12 protein-coding genes are annotated in these 17529 nt (G+C 71.8%); all 12 read left to right on the top strand.

Annotated features, from left to right (window positions below; translation table 11 throughout):
- Positions 1-299 precede the first annotated feature (299 nt).
- The 12 genes from AMOR_RS21285 to AMOR_RS21340 all read left to right on the top strand — a co-directional run bounded on the left by AMOR_RS21285 (position 300) and on the right by AMOR_RS21340 (position 17525).
- Positions 300-1733, top strand: a complete 1434-nt coding sequence (locus AMOR_RS21285) for a cytochrome C (RefSeq protein WP_248353852.1) — start codon at positions 300-302, stop codon at positions 1731-1733.
- Positions 1734-1812: 79 nt separating this feature from the next.
- Entirely contained in the window at positions 1813-3219 is a 1407-nt protein-coding gene (locus AMOR_RS21290) for a YVTN family beta-propeller repeat protein (protein ID WP_248353854.1), read from the top strand.
- 59 nt (positions 3220-3278) lie between these two features.
- Positions 3279-5480 (top strand): hypothetical protein, encoded by a 2202-nt coding sequence (locus AMOR_RS21295; protein WP_248353856.1) that lies wholly within the window; start codon positions 3279-3281, stop codon positions 5478-5480.
- Positions 5481-5517: 37 nt separating this feature from the next.
- On the top strand, positions 5518-6084 hold the full coding sequence (locus AMOR_RS21300; RefSeq protein WP_248353858.1) for a GNA1162 family protein: 567 nt from the start codon (positions 5518-5520) through the stop codon (positions 6082-6084).
- Complete coding sequence (locus tag AMOR_RS21305) at positions 6056-7180, top strand: penicillin-binding protein activator LpoB (protein ID WP_248353860.1); 1125 nt, start codon at positions 6056-6058, stop codon at positions 7178-7180. The genes AMOR_RS21300 and AMOR_RS21305 overlap by 29 nt, the downstream gene beginning before the upstream one ends.
- A 194-nt stretch (positions 7181-7374) precedes the next feature.
- Positions 7375-9114 (top strand): peptidyl-prolyl cis-trans isomerase, encoded by a 1740-nt coding sequence (locus AMOR_RS21310; RefSeq protein ID WP_248353862.1) that lies wholly within the window; start codon positions 7375-7377, stop codon positions 9112-9114.
- A 14-nt stretch (positions 9115-9128) separates the two neighbouring features.
- Positions 9129-11111, top strand: a complete 1983-nt coding sequence (locus AMOR_RS21315) for a cytochrome c3 family protein (protein WP_248353864.1) — start codon at positions 9129-9131, stop codon at positions 11109-11111.
- Positions 11111-12469, top strand: a complete 1359-nt coding sequence (locus tag AMOR_RS21320) for a cytochrome c3 family protein (RefSeq protein WP_248353866.1) — start codon at positions 11111-11113, stop codon at positions 12467-12469. Before AMOR_RS21315 ends, AMOR_RS21320 begins: the two co-directional genes overlap by 1 nt.
- Before the next feature lie 5 nt (positions 12470-12474).
- On the top strand, positions 12475-13380 hold the full coding sequence (locus tag AMOR_RS21325) for an NHL repeat-containing protein (RefSeq protein ID WP_248353868.1): 906 nt from the start codon (positions 12475-12477) through the stop codon (positions 13378-13380).
- 9 nt (positions 13381-13389) lie between these two features.
- Positions 13390-14424 (top strand): NHL repeat-containing protein, encoded by a 1035-nt coding sequence (locus AMOR_RS21330; protein WP_248353870.1) that lies wholly within the window; start codon positions 13390-13392, stop codon positions 14422-14424.
- 25 nt (positions 14425-14449) lie between these two features.
- Entirely contained in the window at positions 14450-16774 is a 2325-nt protein-coding gene (locus AMOR_RS21335) for a hypothetical protein (RefSeq protein ID WP_248353872.1), read from the top strand.
- Between the two features lie 289 nt (positions 16775-17063).
- Positions 17064-17525 carry a hypothetical protein gene (locus AMOR_RS21340; RefSeq protein ID WP_248353874.1) on the top strand — a complete coding sequence of 154 codons (462 nt, stop codon included), beginning with the start codon at positions 17064-17066 and terminating at the stop codon, positions 17523-17525.
- Positions 17526-17529: the final 4 nt, after the last annotated feature.

Genomic DNA, 17529 nt, shown 5'->3' on the forward strand with positions numbered 1-17529 from the left:
TGCGTCCGGTTCCATCGGCCCGGTGATGGCCGCGCGCCCGCGCAATGGTTGCGGTGCGTGCTTTGAGCAGCAATTGGGTGAAGGCACTCAGCGCGACGCGCCGCCACGCAGGCAAAGCCCGCGAAACGCATGGTGTTCGCGGTTGGTGAACGCGGCACGTTCGTTGCTCATCGCATCTCCGCCCAGCCGTGCCTTGTCCGATGTGCCGTAGCAGTTCGAGGGGAGTCTTTGCGACTCGCAGTGCAACCGAACGCCATTCCTGCCACGGGCGGGAACGGCGGCACTTGAGGATAGGGAACATGAGAACGTTGAAGCTTGCATTGGCAGCGACCGCTGCGTTCGCGCTCGGCGCGAACGCTCGGGCCGCCGTGAACGGCATGGCGGGTGGTACCGTCACGCCGCCCAGCGGCATGTACCAGCAGCCGGCAGTCGCCGGCAGCCAGCCGGACGCCCAGGCGTTCCACGCCGGCGGCGTCGCCGCGTGCGACGGCTGCCACGTGATGCACAACGCGGCGAACGGCGTCGCGAAGTCGACGGCGCCGACCTCGCAGGTCGCGCCGTGGACGAACGTCACGAACGCCTACCTGCTCCAGGGCAGCGATCAGAGCTCGACCTGTCTGATCTGCCACTCCGGGACGAAGGCCCCCACCGGCAACCAGTTCACGATCGCGGACCTGACGGCCGGCGCGATCCCGACGAACCGGACCCCGGGCGGCGACTTCGGCTGGCTCCGGACCGACTTCAACTGGGACAACAGCCCGGCCCAGCGCCACGGCCACAACGTCGCCGCGGCTGACTTCAGCCTCACGGTCGACCCGAACCTCACTGTCGCCCCGGGCGGCACGTGGCAGGGCGGTCCTGGCCGGAAGCAGTTCGCCTGCTCGAGCTGCCACGACCCGCACGGCCGCTACCGCATGCAGGTCGGCACGGCTCCGAACGGCATCGCCTTCGCTGGCCCGTTCCCCGGCTCGCCCGCGACGCTGCCCATCGCCGCCTCCGGCTCGTACGGTGAGGCTCCCACCGCGTCTTACGCGGTCGGCGCGTACCGTCTCCTCGGCGGCCAGAACTACACGCCGGCGTCGAACTCGACGTCGCCGTTCCCGAACGACCCGCCGGTCGCGGTCGCTCCGGCGCTCTACAACTCGAGCGAGGCGTCGGCCGAGGTCCGCGTCGCGTACGGCACGGGCATGTCCGAGTGGTGCCAGAACTGCCACACGAACATCCACCTCGACGGCTACACCTCCGGCGTCGCCGGTCTCCGTCACCCGGCCGGCAGCGACGCGCTCCTCCACGCCGGCCAGATCCAGGTCTACAACACGTACGTGTCGAGCGGCGTGGTCGACGCTGCTGCGACCAGCAAGTACACCTCCCTCGTCCCGTTCGAGCAGGGCAAGAGCGCCACGCTCGCCGTCCTGAAGGCCAACGCGGTGCCGAACAGCATCATCGCCGCGGGCGCCAGCTCGAACGTCATGTGCCTGTCCTGCCACCGCGCGCACGCGACGGCATTCGACAGCATGGTCCGTTGGGACCAGAACGCGACGTTCCTCACGGACGGCGTGAACTACACCAACGGCGCGACGGGCTCGATGACGAAGGTGATCGCGGGCACGGCTGGTGCGCGTACGCTCCAGCAGACGCAGGCCGGCTACTACGACCGTCCGGTCGGTGCGGGCGCGACGTCGATCGGCCTGTACCAGCGTTCGCTCTGCAACAAGTGCCACGGCAAGGACTAGCAGCCGAGGCTCGCAGCTTGTCGTAACCTGGGGGGAGGCGCGCGAGCGCCTCCCCCCTTTTCTTTCGCCGAGGGCCTCCATGCGAACCCGTGCCGCGGTCGTCGCGCTCCTCCTTGCGGGCACGGGCTGCGCGACCGCGCTGCGCGGCCCACCGCGGCTCCCGCCGCTCGGCACGGAGGGCGAGGTCTACGTCTACGTGCTCCCGCTCGAGCGCGAGGGGGAGCGCCTCTCGTTCAACGTCGAGGCGGTGTCGCTGCGGCGGCAGGACGGGAGCGAGCTGCCGCTCGAGATGAAGCAGCGGGACATCGGCGGGGCGGAGGCCGGGAGGCAACGGCTGGTCGCGTGGGGGCGCGTGCCTCCCGGCGACTACGCGGGGCTCGCGGTGACGGTCGGGACGGCCACTCTCGCCCGCGCCGGCGAACGGGCGCGGCTGATGGTCGAGCCGGCGCCGTCCCGCGTCGACCTGGTGTTCCGGCTGGCGTCCGGGAGCGCAGCGGTGGTCTGGGCGGCGCTCGACGGTCCCGCGTCGATACGGGGTGATTACGCGTTCTCGGCGGCCTTCAAGGCGACCCTCGCACCCCAGACGCCGCCCCAGGTGACGCTGTACTGCACGAATTCGGCCTCCGCGAACGTCATGGCGGTCGATCGCCACAGTCACCTCGTCACGGGCGTCGTGCCGGTCGGGGACACGCCGCTCGGGATCGCGCTCGATCGCATCGCGCGCCGCGCCTACGTCGCGCTGTCCCGCGAGGACCGGCTCGAGATGCTGGACGTGGCGGCGAACGCGTCCGCTGGGGTCATCCGGCTCGCGCCCGGCGACGGTCCGGCCGAGATGGCGCTCGCGGCGGACGGCACCCTCGTCGTGGTGAACGTGCGCTCGCGCACGGTCGCCTTCGTGGATCCGCTCGCCATGGCCGAGCTGGGCCGCGTGGCGGTCGGCGACGCGCCGGCGGGGCTGCGGGTGGACCGGTCCGGGCAGCGGGCCTACGTCGCGAATCGCGGAACCTCGACCGTCACCGTGCTGGACGTGCCGAACCGCGCGGTGGTCGGCACGATCACGACCGACGCCGAGCCGGTGTGGGTCGATTTGAGCCGGGACGGGACCCGGCTCTACGTCGTGCACCGCGGCTCGGCGTACCTCGGCGTGTTCGCGCTCCCCTCGCTCGCGCCCGTGGCCCACCCGTACGTCGGCCTGGGCGCGACGGCGGTCAAGGTCGACCCCAGGACGGATCTGCTCTACCTGTCGCGCGGTGACGAGCGGCGGATCTCGGTCTACGATCCGATCTCGTTCCAGCCGCTGGACCAGATCGACGTCCCGGGGGCGGTCTCGCGCATGATGATCGACGACGCCGAGAACACGCTGCTCGCGGTCGTGCCGGAGCAGGGGACCATCGCCGTGCTCGATCTCACGAGCCGCAAGCTCCTCGCCGAGATCCCCGTCGGCAACGATCCGTTCGGCCTCGCGTTCGTCGGGGAGCGGCTCTGATTCCTCACGCCCCTCGACTCCGCGGCGATGGCGCGCCGCTAACCGCGGGGCGGATGGTGATGGCGGCGATCGTCGCCGCGATCGCACTCCTTGGTGGTGCCGCGCGCGCGGCGGAGGCGTTCGGGGCCACGCTCGAGCCGGGGTACACGCACGTCGAGACGGACGTGACCGGCGAGCGCGGTCCGTCCACCCACGAGAGCTCCGACGTGCTGTCCCAGAAGTACCGGCTATCGTACGACGCCGCGATCACGGATCATCTCGACGCGTCCGCTGGCCTGACGCTCCTCGACGACCGGGGCTGGACGCGCACCGACGGGATCTCGTCGGACACGCACAGCCGCACCAGCACGTACTTCGGGCGCCTCACGCTGGGCACCCAGGTGCTGAACGCCGGCGTGGGAGCGGACCGCCGCGAGCAGAGCACGACGGGCACGACGACGGGCGACTTCGTGACGGAGAGCTACACGGGATATGCGACCTGGCGTCCGCTGGAGCTCCCCGAGCTGGATCTGCGCGCGTCGCACATGAACACGTTCGACAAGTCCCACCTCGCGCAGGACACGACGACCGACGGCGCCTTCTTCAGCGCGCGCTACAACACGCCGAGGTCCGACCTGCGGTACCTCCTGAGCTGGGTCCGGACGACCGATCACCTGCGCGACTCTCGCACCACCGCCGTCGAGCAGGCGGCGCTCGGCAGCCGCACGGACACGCTGTTCGCCGGCCACACGTCCACGTATGTGAGCGCGAGGGTCCAGAGCCGGAACACGCTCACCGAGAGCGGAGGCGCGGGGGCGACCGTCGCGCGCCAGCAGCTCCCGGTCGCCGGGCTCTCCGGGATCGAGACGTTCCCGGCGACCACCGAGAACATCGTCCTGGCTGCGAACCCGCTGCTCATCGACGGGAACACCACCGCGACCGCGGGCGTCAACGTGGGCTACGCTCCAGCGCTGGCCGGGGATCGCGACCTGCGCGACGTGGGCGCCCGCTTCGGCGACGAGACGACGAGCGTGAACACGCTCTACGTCTGGTTCGATCGTCAGCTGGCGGCGGACGTCGGCCGCACGCTCGCGGCTGGGGTCCAGGTCTACCAGAGCATCGACAACGAGCGCTGGACGGCCGTCGCGCTCGCGAAGCCCGCGGAGCCATCGCCCTTCGAGAACCGGCTCGAGATCACGATCCCGGAGACGCAGGCCCGGTTCCTGAAGGTGGTCCTCCGGCCGCTCGCCGTGGGCGTGACGACCGACGTCGCGTTTCGCGACGTCTTCATCACCGAGCTCCAGACGCTCCTCGTGCTGCCGGCCGCGCTCGTGCCCCGCCACCAGAGCGCGCTCGTCGTCGCCGCGACCGCCTTCGCGCGCACCTCCATCCTGCGCTCGCCGGACTTCGCCCACGATCTCTCGGTGGACGTCTCCCACGACTCGGACAACCCGCGGACCCGCTACTCCCTCGTGAACGGGCTCACGCTCGGGCAGAAGCTGACCGCGTGGCTGGTCGGGAGGGCGCGCGCGCAGCGGCAGGATCAGGACGCGGGGCGAGGGCACGAGGGGAGCTGGGAGTGGAGCGCGGCGCTCATCGGGAACCCGCTCCCCACCGCCTACTGGACGTTGACGTACAGCGGGAAGGCCGCCGAGCAGCTCACGTCGCAGGTGAGCGCTCCCGGCGCGCCGGCCACGACGGTCCGCCTGACGACGATCTCGCACTCGCTGAGCGCGCTCGGCCGGGCGGACTGGTACGACGGGATCAGCACGCAGGCCAACGCCACCGGCTCGATCGCGACGCAGGGCGACCGCACCGCGCAGTCGTTCCAGGCTAGCGGCACGACGTCGCTGACCCCGAATACCGTCGTGACCGGGTCGATCGGCGGACTGTACAGTCGGTCGCTGACCAGTTCGCCCGAGACGGGGGACGTCTTGACGCAGTTCGCGCGCGTGGATGCGAGCCTTTCGGTCACACCCGCTCCGGCGCTCTCGGGTGCGGGGACCGTCTCTCGCGTCCTCCTCGGGGCAAAGCTGACGACGCTCGGGACGTTGCAGCTCAACTATTCGCCCCTGCGCGGTGACGTCCAGCTCGGGGTCGCGTATTCCAGCACGCTCGACACGGCGGCGGGCACCCGGACGCAGATCTTCACGCCGTCGCTCCGCTGGAATTTGAGGCGTAACGTGTCGTTGACCTCGTCGTACACCTGGCTCAGGAACGTCGTGCCCGTCCAGACGCTCGTGTCGCGGGCGCTGTCCGCCACCTTGCTCGTGACGCTGTGAACACGGATAATTCGAACCCCGCCGTGGCGAAGATCGAATGAGACCTGCCTTCAAGCGCTTTGCGATCTTCCTCGCCGCCCTGGCGCTCGCGGGGTGCCCGCGCCACCGCACGTACCACAACCCCGACATGGACTTCGGCGCGGTCAAGACGATCGCGGTCCTGCCGTTCTGGAACCTCAGCAAGGACCCGCAGGGCGCCGATCGCGTCCGCGACGTCTTCGTCAACGCGCTCCTCTCCACGAACTCCGTGTACGTCGTGCCCACCGGCGAGGTCGCGCGCGCGGTGCAGCGGCTCAACATCTCGACGCCGACCCCGTCGTCGGACGAGGTCATGAAGCTCTGCTCCATGCTGAAGGCGGACGCGGTCGTCGTCGGCGTGCTCAAGGAGTACGGAGAGGTCCGGACGTCCTCGGCGACGGCGAACGTCGTCGCGCTCAGCCTCCAGATGCAGGACGGAGGCACCGGGAAGGTCATCTGGGCGGGCGCCTCGTCCAAGGGTGGCGTCGGCTGGAGTGCGCGTCTGCTCGGCTCCACCGGCGGAGAGCCGGTGAACGACGTGACGGAGCAGGCGGTCGATGATCTGCTCGAGCAGCTCTTCAAGTAGCCGGCTCGGGTGGCGCGGCGCGGTCGTGGTCGTCGCGGCGCTCGTCGCGTGCCGCCACGGGCAGCGGCCGATGCCTGCTCCGTTCAAGCTCGCGGTGTTCCCGGTCCAGAACGCCTCCGGCGGCACCGCGCCGATCCGGCCGCTCACCGAGGCGCTGGACGCGGCGCTCGGCGCGCGCGGGCTCGAGGTCGTCCCCCGCGGCAACCTCGACGCGGTGCTGGCGCAGCACCGGATGCGCTTCACGGGGGGCGTGGATCGCCCCATGGCGAAGGTGCTGCGGGAGGAGCTGGGCGTCGACGCCATGCTCGTGCCCACGCTGGAGCAGCACGTCGCGGACGCGCCCCCGAAGATCGCGATGGGCGTGCGGCTCGTCGGGACCGGGGAGCGCCCCGTCGTGCTCTGGGCGGATGCCGTCGCGCGGTCCGGCAACGACGCGCCCGGGCTGCTCGCGCGCGGCCTCGTGACGAGCAGCGGCGAGCTGGACCGGACGGTCGTCGCGGAGGTGGCGCGCCGGGTCGAGGCGTACGTCTCGAAGGGTGCGGCGGGCGACTCCTGCGGCGACGCGGGCCGGTTCCAGCCGCGCCGCGTCTTCCGCGCGCCGGTGCTCGACGACGTCGGCCGGCGAAGCATCGCGGTGCTGCCCTTCATAAACGACACGCCCCGGCGGTCCGCGAGCGACGTGATCCTCGGCCAGTTCGTGGCGCAGCTCGCGCGGTCGGGATCCTTCGAGGTGCTCGACCCCGGCTTCGTCCGCGAGGAGCTGCTCGGGCACCGCATCGTCCTCGAGGGTGGCGTCTCGGTGGACAACGCGATGGCGCTCCTCTCGCTGCTCAACGCCGATCTGGTGCTCTCGGGGTACGTCCGGCAGTACGTCGGCGGCCAGGGGGCCCCGAGGGTCGAGTTCACGGCCTACGTGCTCGACCGGCGGACGCAGGAGCTGGTCTGGTCGTCCTCGTCGCTCGGGGAAGGGAACGACGGCGTGTTCTTCTTCGGCGCCGGACGCGTCCACACGGCGAGTGCGCTCTCCTGTCGCATGGTCAGGGGAGTCGTGGACCACATCGTCGGCCGGCGGGGACCGCTCGGACCGGCCGACTAGCGCCAGAGATCCGTGGAAATGTTCCCCCGACCGCAAACCTTGCAGGTCGCACCGGTGGTGGCGCACTTCCCGCGCGGGTTTGGCAATCCAACGTCCCGAAATTGCGGGAATTCCATGAAGACCGACGGGCACGTCCAATGAATGGCTGCTGCGAACTCTCCCGAATCTCCCGCCGCAACTGAGATAGGTCAAAAATGATCCCTGCGACGCTCCTCGCGCTCCTCGCCACCGCCGCGCCCGCCGAGCCCCCCTCCGCGCGCGTGTTCCTGAAGGCGGCCGCGGCCGCCGCCCCGAGCTGCCGCGCCACCCGCGTCGACGACAGGCTCGTCCGCGTGGCCCTGTTCTCGCCGGAGTCCGAGGAGTGCCCGGTCGCGAAGGTCGCCGACGAGGTGATCGTGCTCCGCGACCTCGCGCAGGCGCTGGAGCTCGGTCACCTCCAGCGGCCGGCGCACGCGGCGGCGCCCGCGCGTCGTCCGGACATGGACTTCACCCCGGCGCTCGACCGGATCATCGCGACCCGGCTCCTGATCCAGGAGGCGCGCGAGATGCGGATCGACGCCGACCCGAAGTTCCGGTCGGCCGTCGACGACTTCAAGGCGTCGCGGCTCCGCACGATGCTCCAGCGCGAGGCGACCCGCGGGGTGAAGCCGGATCCGGCCGAGGTCGAGCGGCTCTACCGCGACGCCGTCCGGGAGTGGAAGATCAAGTCGATCCTCCTCGAGAAGGAGGACGCCGCGAAGGCGTTCCAGGCGGCGCTGAAGGCCGGCGGGAGCTTCGACGCGCTCGCGAAGAAGTACGTGGCCGACAAGAAGGCCAAGGGAGGCGGGCCCGCCGAGTTCGTGCCCCCGAAGCAGATCCTCCCGGAGATCAAGGACGCGCTGCAGGGCGCGAAGCCGGGCGTCCCCGTCGGGCCGGTCAAGATCGCGAGCGGCTGGGTCATGCTGCGCATCGACGGGACCCGGTATCCCCCCGGCGACGCCGCCGCCCGCGAGCAGGCGCGCGCGCAGTCGATCGCGCGCAAGGAGCGCGAGGCGGTCCGCAGCTTCTACCAGTCCCTCGTCGCGCGCTACGCGAACGTGGACGCGCCGCTCCTGAAGCAGCTCGACTTCGAGGCGAACGGCGAGAAGGGCTTCAAGGCGCTCCTCGAGGACAAGCGGCCGCTCGCGACCATCCGCGGCGAGAAGCCGATCACGGTCGGCGACCTCACCCGCGAGGTCTCGATGAAGTTCTTCCACGGCCTGGAGACCCCGATCCAGCAGCGCCGCGTGAACCGCGAGAAGAACGACACCTTCGAGATGCTCCTCGGGGCCCGGCTCTTCGCGAAGGAGGCCTCCGCGCGGAAGCTCGACGCGCGCCCCGAGTTCCTCCGCCCGGTCGAGGAGTACGAGCGCGGGCTCACGTTCGACACCTTCGTCGAGAAGGTGATCGCCCCGGACGTGAAGGTGACGGAGCAGGACGCCCAGCGCTACTACGAGCAGCACAAGGGCGAGTTCACCGCGCCGCAGATGTACAAGCTCGACGGCCTCGCGTTCCGGACGATGCCCGAGGCGCAGGCCGCCCTGGACAAGCTCAAGGCGGGCACCGACTTCGTGTGGATGCAGTCCTCCGCCCCCGGTCAGATCGAGCCGGAGAAGCGGAAGCTGCAGCTCGACGGCCGGACCCTCAGCGCGTCGATGATGCCGCGCGAGCTCGCGCAGGCGCTCGCCGGCTCGCGGTCCGGTGAGTACCGGCTCTTCGCGGCGTCCGACGCGGAGGCCTACGTGATCCGCGTCATCGAGCAGACGCCGCCCGCGGCGCAGCCGTACGTCGACGCGCGCGAGACCATCGCGAAGAAGCTCTGGAACGAGCGGCTCGCGGTCGCGATGCGCGACTACGCGGACAAGCTCCGCAAGGCGCAGCCGGTCGAGGTGCTCATCACGAGGGTGTCGCTGTGACGAGGGGCCGAGTCATGCCGGATGTCTCCGGGGACGCGCGTCGAGCCGGCGGTGCGGTCCGGATCGTCGCGCTCGCGCTGGCGGTCGCGGCGCTGCCCTCGGTGGCGGTCGCCGACAAGAAGTTCAAGCAGAAGGAGTGCCTCGACTGCCACACGAAGCAGGCGGACCAGTACGCCGGGTACAAGTACGCCCACCCGGCGGTCCGCGAGCGGAAGTGCGAGGAGTGCCACCTGCGGCACGGCCTCGTCCCCAAGCTGCTGCTGAAGGAGTCGGGGAACGGGTTCTGTTACCGGTGCCACAAGCGCGAGACCATCGGGATGGACAAGGCGAACGTCCACTCCGTGCTCCGCAAGGGCTCGTGCACGGCCTGCCACGACGCGCACGGCTCGAACGTGCCCCACATGCTGAAGGGCGACGCGGAGAACGCGTGCTTCTCCTGCCACGACAGGAAGCCCTTCCAGAAGAAGGTGGTCCACGCCGTCGTCGCGAAGGACGGCTGCCGTGCGTGCCACCTGGCGCATGCGTCCGCGGAGAAGAAGCTGCTGTCCGCGCCCCAGGCGGCGCTGTGCGGACGCTGCCACGCGGCGACCTCGCCCGGCTTCCAGAAGGCGCACGCGAAGTACCCGGTCGCCACCTGCACGGGATGCCACGACCCGCACTCGGCGACGAGGCCCAAGCTCCTGAAGGAGTCGATCCACCCGCCGGTCGCCGGGTCCGAGTGTGACTCCTGCCACGCGGCTCCCACGGCGGCGAAGCCCTTCGCGGTGTCCGACGAGGGCGGGAAGCTCTGCGCCAACTGCCACGACGCCGCGGGCCTCGACCGCGGCGCGAAGCTGCAGCACGCGCCGGTGAAGAAGCTCGAGTGCCTGGCCTGCCACGACCCGCACGCCTCCGACGCTCCGAAGCTCGCTCGCGCCGCCGGCACGGATCTCTGCGCCCGGTGTCACGCGAACCTGGCACGCAAGTTCGTGATCCCGCACAAGCCGGTGAGCAGCGCGCAGGGTTGCCGGACCTGCCACGCGCCCCACGGCGCGAACGAGAAGAACCTGCTCGCGAAGAAGCCGGGGGTGCTCTGCGCGTCCTGTCACGCGAAGACGATCCAGGCGGGAACCGCGCACAAGGTGAGCCACCCGCCGTTCACGGACGGGGACTGCACGACGTGCCACGATCCGCACGGCTCCGACCAGAAGGGCATGATCGTCGCCCGCCAGGACAAGCTCTGCTTCGAGTGTCACTCGGACGCCGAGCAGAAGTTCATGAAGGCCCACGTGCACCGGCCGGTGCTGGACGGGAACTGCACCGCGTGTCACGACCCGCACGGCGGCGATCAGCCGAAGCTCCTCAGGGAGAAGGGCTGGCGCCTGTGCCAGGGGTGTCACGAGCCGCTGTTCAAGGAGGCGGGCGCGACGAACCACAAGCCGTTCAACGACGGCGCCTGCCTCGACTGCCACGACCCGCACGGCTCGAGCTCGCCCGGGCTGCTCGTCACCGACCAGAAGACGCTCTGCCTCAAGTGTCACGCGAAGACGAAGGAGGCGCTCCAGTCGGCGAGCGTGCACGCGCCGTTCGCCGCGGGTGAGTGCACCAGGTGCCACAACCCGCACAAGGCGGGGATGAAGAGCCTGCTCGTCGGGAAGGCGCCGGATCTCTGCGTCTCGTGCCACACGGCGCTCCAGCAGCGGCTCGCGGCCGCGGGCGAGACGAAGCACCCGCCGGTCGAGGACTGCCTCTCCTGCCACCAGCCGCACGGCGGGAAGAAGCCGAGGCTGCTCGACCAGGGCATCTCGGAGGTGTGCGATCAGTGCCACCAGACGGCGGACGCCGCGTTCGCGAACGCGCACCTCGGGATCGACGCCCGGAAGATCGCGTGCGCGAGCTGCCACGACCCACACACGTCGAAGGACAAGAAGCTGTTCAAGGGCATGGTGCACATGCCGTTCGTCGCCCGGCAGTGCGACAGCTGCCACGTCGCCACCGTCAAGGACGAGGTGAAGTGATGAGCCCGAGAGCTGCCCTCCTCGCCCTCGCGGCCGTCGCCCTCGTCGCGCCGGCCGCCGCGGCGCCGCCGCCCACGAAGAAGCCGGCCCCGGCCGCCGCGACCCCGAAGCCCGCCGCGCCGGCGGCGGCGGCGACGCCCGCGAAGCCGGCCCCGCCGGCGGCGCCGCAGTCCGCGTTCAAGCTGAAGAACGGCGCGAACGGCACGGTCTGCCTCGAGTGCCACTCCGACTTCGCGCAGCGGCTCGCGCAGCCGTCGGTGCACACGCCCGTGAAGGCGCGCGACTGCGTGGGGTGCCACAACCCGCACGCGTCCTCGCACCCGAAGCTGCTCGCGGCCGAGCCCGCGGCCGTGTGCGCGACCTGCCACGACGTGGTCCCGAAGACCCCGAAGAGCTCCCACAAGCCCGTGGCGGAGGGGCGCTGCACCGACTGCCACGATCCCCACGCCTCCGGCTTCAAGTTCAACCTCGTGCGGGGCGGGACCGAGCTCTGCGCCGGCTGCCACGCCGCGATCACCGACCCCGCCGCGAGCGCGAAGGTGAAGCACCGCCCGGTGGAGCAGGGCTGCACCGTCTGCCACGAGCCGCACGGCTCCGCGACGGCGGCGTCGCTGCTCAAGTCCGACGTGCCCGCCCTCTGCCTGGGCTGCCACAACGTCGAATCCGCGCCGATCGCGAAGAAGCACATGGGCTACCCGGTGAAGCTGGCGCGCTGCACGACCTGCCACGATCCGCACGGGTCGAGCAACTCCGGGCTGCTCTACGCGAACGTCCACCCGCCCGTCGCGAAGGGCATGTGCTCGATGTGCCACGAGCCCGCGACCTCGGCCACCCCGCTCAAGACCCGCCAGCAGGGCGCCGCGCTCTGCCGCGGGTGCCACGCGCAGCGGATGGGGCAGATGCTCGACAAGAACCGGGTGCACCTGCCGGTCGCCCAGGGCGCGTGCCTCGCCTGCCACGGCCCCCACGCCTCGAAGCAGAAGGGCCTGGTGCGCGCGAACATGGTGGTCGCCTGCGGCGCCTGCCACGCGGACACGATCCGGCGCCAGCAGCTCTCGCCGACGAAGCACAAGCCCATCGCCCAGGGCGAGTGCACGCAGTGCCACGACCCGCACTCGTCCGATGCGCCGCTCAACTTCGTGAACCCCGACGGCATCGAGCTCTGCGGCAAGTGCCACGACTGGCAGAAGCACTCGACGCACCCGATCGGCGACACGAAGAAGGATCCGCGGAACCGGAACCTCACGCTCGAGTGCTCGAGCTGTCACCGCGCGCACGGGACGGGCGCCAAGCACCTGCTCCCGTACGCGAAGACGACCGACCTCTGCACGAAGTGCCACCAGCAGTACCGGAGGTGATGGCGGTGCGCTCCCTCTCGAAGACAGCCGTCCTCGTCGCGCTCGCCGCGACGCTCCCCGGGACCGCGCACGGCGCGGCGCCCGCGGCGGGGTTGAAGTACCAGCGGACGATCTACTCCGACGCCGCCGACGTGGCGCTCCGGCGCCCCGAGGGCGTCGCGTGCGACGACCGGGGCGCGGTGGTCGTCGCCGACACCGGCAACGCCCGCCTCCTCGTCTTCACGTGGAAGGACGGCGCGCTCGACGCCGGCACGCAGGTGAAGCTCGCGCAGCTGCCGTACCCCGTCCGCGTCCAGATCGACAGCAAGGGGTTCGTCCTCGCGCTGGACCGCCGCGCGAGGCGCATCGTGCGCGTGGATGCGAAGGGCGCGTTCGCGGGCTATCTCGAGCCGCAGGGGGCGTCCTCGAACCCGGTCACCCCCGCGGCGTTCAGGCTCGACGCGGCGGACAACGCGTACGTCCTCGACGTGGTGGCCGGGAAGGTGCTCGTCGTCTCGGCCGAGGGGAAGGTCACGCGGGAGCTGCCGCTCCCGAAGGCGTCCGGCCTCACCGACGTGGCGGTGGACGCGAGCGGGCGCATCTACCTCGTGGACGCGGTGACGGCGGTGGTGTTCGCGGCGGATCCGAAGGCGACCGCGTTCCAGCCGCTGTCGACCAGCCTGAAGGAGCTGATCAACTTCCCCGCCTACCTGACGCCCGACAACCGCGGGAAGCTGTACCTCGTCGATCAGAACGGGAACGCGGTCGTGAAGCTCGGCGTCGACGGCACCTTCCTCGGGCGGGAGCTCGCCATGGGATGGGACGACGGCGCGGTGTACTACCCGGCGCAGCTCTGCATCGACGCAGGGGGCGACGCGTTCCTCGCCGACCGGAACAACAACCGGGTCCAGATCTTCCAGCTGCCGCGGTGACGGGCCGCGATGCTCGCGCTCGGCCCCGCCCTCGCGCTCGCGCTCGCCGCGGTCCCGCCCCCCGCGGTGGCCCCGGCGAGCGCCGCGGCGGCGCAGCCTCCCGCGCAGCCCACCGTCGAGGCCACGTTCGAGCACGACCTCGTGACGCCGACCGGCCTCGTGCGCCTGACGTGGCCGAGCATCTCGTACGACCGGGAGAACGGGGAGATCTTCGTCGCGGCCGAGGGCTTCGTCCGCATCTTCGATGCCTCCGGCATGGAGGTTCACCGGTTCGGCGACGACGGCTCGCTGGGGAACGTGTCGCGCGCCGTGGTCCTGGAGGACGGCGCCATCGTCGTCCTCACCACGCTGAACGGGAGGCGCGCCTACTTCCGGTGCGACTTCAGGGGCGAGCCGACCGAGCAGTTCGGCCTCACGGGGCTGCCGCAGGAGCTCGCGGACTTCAACCCGGACCAGATGGTGTACCGCGACGGCGCCCTGTACTTCGCCGAGCGGGGCACGATGCGCGTCGTCGTGACGGACCTCTCCGGCGCGTTCCGCCGGTCGGTCGCGCTGCGCGATCTCGTGGCGACCGCGATCGTGGGGGACACGGATCGGAAGCCCCCCGCCGGCATGGACGCGTTCAACGTGGACGGGTCGGGGAACCTGCTGTTCACGATGTCCACGATGTTCGCCGCCGGCGTCGTCTCGCCGGCGGGCGAGGTTCGCCTCTTCGGCTCGCGCGGGAGCCGGCCCGGCAAGTTCAACATCATCGGCGGCATCGACGCGGACGAGCGCGGGTACGTCTTCGTCACCGATCGCCTCCGGAGCGTCGTGTCGGTGTGGGATGGCCAGCTCCGTCACCTGGGCGACTTCGGCTACCGCGGCGACGACCCGTCGAACCTGCTCACGCCGTACGAGATCGCGGTCGGGAACGGTCACGTGTTCGTCGCGCAGGCCGGCAAGCGCGGCGTGAAGGTGTTCCGCGTGCGGCTCGTGGTTCCCGAGCCTCCGAAGCCGCCGCCGCCGGGACCGCAGCCGCTCGGCGCGCGGGCGGCGCCGTGAGGGCAAGCGCGTCGGGGGAGGGACGATGAGCCATCGCGGACAGCTCGGATGCGTGCTCCTCCTCGCGGGGATCGCCTGCGTCTCGCCGTCGAACGACGGGACGGGGCTCGCCGGTCCGGGGGCGGGCGCGCTCGTGCCCACGCCGACGCCGCCCGGGGCGCCGCTCGCCCTGCCGGTGGCGACGGCGACGATCCCCGCGGCGGGCGGCACGCTCTCCTCGGCGGACGGCGCGCTGACCTTGACCGTGCCCGCCGGCGCGGTGGCGGTGCCCACTGACTTCACCATCGCGGCGATCGGCAACACCGCCCGCGGTGCGGTCGGCTCCGCGTTCCGGCTCGGGCCGGAGGGGACGACGTTCACGACGCCCGTCACGCTCACGCTCGCGGCGCCGACCAGCTATCCGAACGGCGCGAGCATCGCGGACGTCGGCGTCGAGTACCAGGACGCCACCGGCTACTGGCACCGGGTCGAGCCGGTGACCCGGAACGCCGCGGCGAACACGCTCACGGTCCAGGCGCGACACTTCAGCGACTGGGCGGTGACGTGGCAGACCGGGACCCCGGCCGCAGAGGGCCCGATCACGCTCGTCCAGACGGTGGGCACGCCGATGACCGCGACCGGCCGGGCGACGCTCTTCCTGCAGGGCGACGACGCCTCCGACACCGTGTACGTGATGACCGGGAGCCTGACGCTCGCGGAGCCGTCCTACACGGTGAACGACGCGCAGTGTGCCCCGGTCCAGGCGACCCTCACGCTCCCGTTCAGCGTCGCCGAGGTGCACAAGAGCGCGCCGCCGGTGTTCCGCTGGGGCATCGGCGCGACCTGGGAGCTGGCCTGCACGGCACCCGGCGGAGCCGCCACGACGGAGCTCTTGCCGGCGCTCTTCGACACGATGTCGATCAACCTGACCCGGTGCGGCGGCGACTACGCGGCCGGGCAGGTGGTCGAGGCGGACCGCCTCGCAGGCACGTACACGAAGGACTGCGGCGTCGAGGGCAGGGTCTCGGCGACGTGGGACCTCCGCACCTGCGCGACGGGCCTGCCGTGCGCGCTGCCGGACTGCCGGGCCGGGGTCACCGCGTGCGATGCCGCGACCGGCGTGCAGTCGTGCGTGGACGCGGGCACGTTCGTCGCGGCCGGGACCGAGTGCGGGACGGGGGAGGTGTGCACGGCGGCCGGCGCGTGCGTCGCGTGCACGGACGGCACCGCGTGCCCGCCCGCGAACCCGTGCAACGCCACCGGCGCGATCGCCTGCGCCCTCGGCGCGGTCTGCCTCGACGGGCCCTTCCTCGGCGCCGGAGCGTCATGCGACGCCGCGCGAAGCCTGTACTGCGCTCCGTCCGGCGCGTGCACCTGCCAGGCCGGCGTCGCGTGCGGCCCGCTCGCGTCCGACCCGTGCCACCTCGCGGAGACGACCTGCCCGGGCGGGATCGAGACCTGCGCCGCGATCGCCACGCCGAACCCCGGCGCCTCGTGCGACCCGGGCCAGAAGCTCTTCTGCGACGTCACCGGCGCGTGTGCCTGCCAGGCGGAGCAGCCGTGCACGCTCGCCGCGCCGGACGCCTGCCACGTCGGCAAGACCGAGTGCACGACCGGGGTCGCGGCCTGCGTCGCCGAGATCACGCCGGGCGCGTCGTGCGACGCGGCGCGGAACCTCTTCTGCGATCCCGCCGGTGCGTGCACGTGCGAGGCGGACGTGGCCTGCGATCTCCCGACGCCGCCGGACGCGTGCCACGAGGGGCGCACCGACTGCTCGAGCGGCGTCGCCGTCTGCGTCGCGAAGCCGAAGCCGGGCGCCTCCTGCGACGCGGCCCAGGGCCTCTTCTGCGACGCGAGCGGCGGGTGCACCTGCGCCGGCGGCCAGGCCTGCGCGCTCGAGACGCCGGACGCCTGCCACGTGGGCGTCACGAGCTGCGCGACCGGGGCGGCGGTGTGCACGCCGGAGGTCGTCGCTGGGGCGTCGTGTGGCGGCGCCTTCTACTGCGATCCGTCCGGCGCGTGCACGTGCCAGGCGGACGTGCTCTGCGGCCCGCTCGCGACGGACCGGTGCCACGAGGCCCGGACGGTATGTCCGGGCGGCGTGTCCACCTGCGCGGCGACCCCGACCGCGCTCCCGCCCGGCACGTCGTGCGACGCGGCGCTGGACCTGTTCTGCGACCCGACGGGCTCCTGCACGTGCCAGGCGAACGCGCTCTGCGCCCTCGCGATGCCGGACCCCTGCCACGAGGGCAAGACGGAGTGCTCGAGCGGCGATCCGCTCTGCGCCTCCACTCAGCTCCCGGACGGCACCCTGTGCACCGTCGACGGAGGCGGGCAGGGCGTCTGTCTCAGCGGGGTCTGCCAGCTCTAGCCGGCGGACCCGGGGCGGCGTGACGCGTTCGCCGCGCCTGCTCGCAGCGTCGGGCGCGCGCTTCGGATCCCGGCTGCGCCTCCGCGCCACGGACCTACCGGGTCCGCGCCGACCGAGGGATCTCCGCAGGGTGAAAGCGTGTGCATCGGACCGTCGGTCCGTCCCGTTCGGACGCACCGTACGTCGCGGTGCCCAGCGAGCGAGCGCGCGCGGATTCGTGACGTCGCACGCCTCCACGTCACGCGGACAGGGAACTGCAGGCCGCCGCGATGGCGCGGTATCACGAGGCATGAGGGGGTTCGTTCTGGTCGTACTCACGGTGATAACCGGGCAGTCGTCGGACCAGACGGAGTGTGCGCTCACCGCGCTCCCGCCGGACGACGCGCGGAAGGCGGGCTGCGGCGCGTGCCACGGCGGTCACGGGTCGCATCCGGTCGGCGTCGACTACGGGTCCGCGGCGGCGCGCGGCGACGGACGGTTCCGGCTGCTCGCGGACGTCGTCGAGCGCGGGGTCTACCTGGTCGACGGCCGCGTCGAGTGCGTCACGTGCCACGATCCGTCGTCGCGGTGGAAGTACCACATCGCCATCCCGCCCGGAGAGATGGCCCGGGCCGCCGTGGACCTGGCGCAGCCCAGCACGTACGAGGATCTCTCCGACTGGCGGAAGGGGAAGCTGCCCCCGCCGCTGCCGGCCGGCACGGCCGTGACGCCGACGCCGCTCTGCATGGCCTGTCACGCCATCGGCGAATGATCCG

Source organism: Anaeromyxobacter oryzae (genome assembly GCF_023169945.1).
Lineage (GTDB): Bacteria > Myxococcota > Myxococcia > Myxococcales > Anaeromyxobacteraceae > Anaeromyxobacter > Anaeromyxobacter oryzae.

Excerpts from the sequence above, each read along its gene's own strand:
- AMOR_RS21305 (WP_248353860.1), top strand. The coding sequence starts at position 6,056 with ATGATCTGCTCGAGCAGCTCTTCAAGTAGCCGGCTCGGGTGGCGCGGC.
- AMOR_RS21335 (WP_248353872.1), top strand. The coding sequence starts at position 14,450 with ATGAGCCATCGCGGACAGCTCGGATGCGTGCTCCTCCTCGCGGGGATC.
- AMOR_RS21315 (WP_248353864.1), top strand. The coding sequence starts at position 9,129 with ATGCCGGATGTCTCCGGGGACGCGCGTCGAGCCGGCGGTGCGGTCCGG.
- AMOR_RS21330 (WP_248353870.1), top strand. The coding sequence starts at position 13,390 with ATGCTCGCGCTCGGCCCCGCCCTCGCGCTCGCGCTCGCCGCGGTCCCG.
- AMOR_RS21300 (WP_248353858.1), top strand. The coding sequence starts at position 5,518 with ATGAGACCTGCCTTCAAGCGCTTTGCGATCTTCCTCGCCGCCCTGGCG.
- AMOR_RS21340 (WP_248353874.1), top strand. The coding sequence starts at position 17,064 with ATGAGGGGGTTCGTTCTGGTCGTACTCACGGTGATAACCGGGCAGTCG.
- AMOR_RS21320 (WP_248353866.1), top strand. The coding sequence starts at position 11,111 with ATGAGCCCGAGAGCTGCCCTCCTCGCCCTCGCGGCCGTCGCCCTCGTC.
- AMOR_RS21290 (WP_248353854.1), top strand. The coding sequence starts at position 1,813 with ATGCGAACCCGTGCCGCGGTCGTCGCGCTCCTCCTTGCGGGCACGGGC.
- AMOR_RS21310 (WP_248353862.1), top strand. The coding sequence starts at position 7,375 with ATGATCCCTGCGACGCTCCTCGCGCTCCTCGCCACCGCCGCGCCCGCC.
- AMOR_RS21285 (WP_248353852.1), top strand. The coding sequence starts at position 300 with ATGAGAACGTTGAAGCTTGCATTGGCAGCGACCGCTGCGTTCGCGCTC.
- AMOR_RS21295 (WP_248353856.1), top strand. The coding sequence starts at position 3,279 with ATGGCGGCGATCGTCGCCGCGATCGCACTCCTTGGTGGTGCCGCGCGC.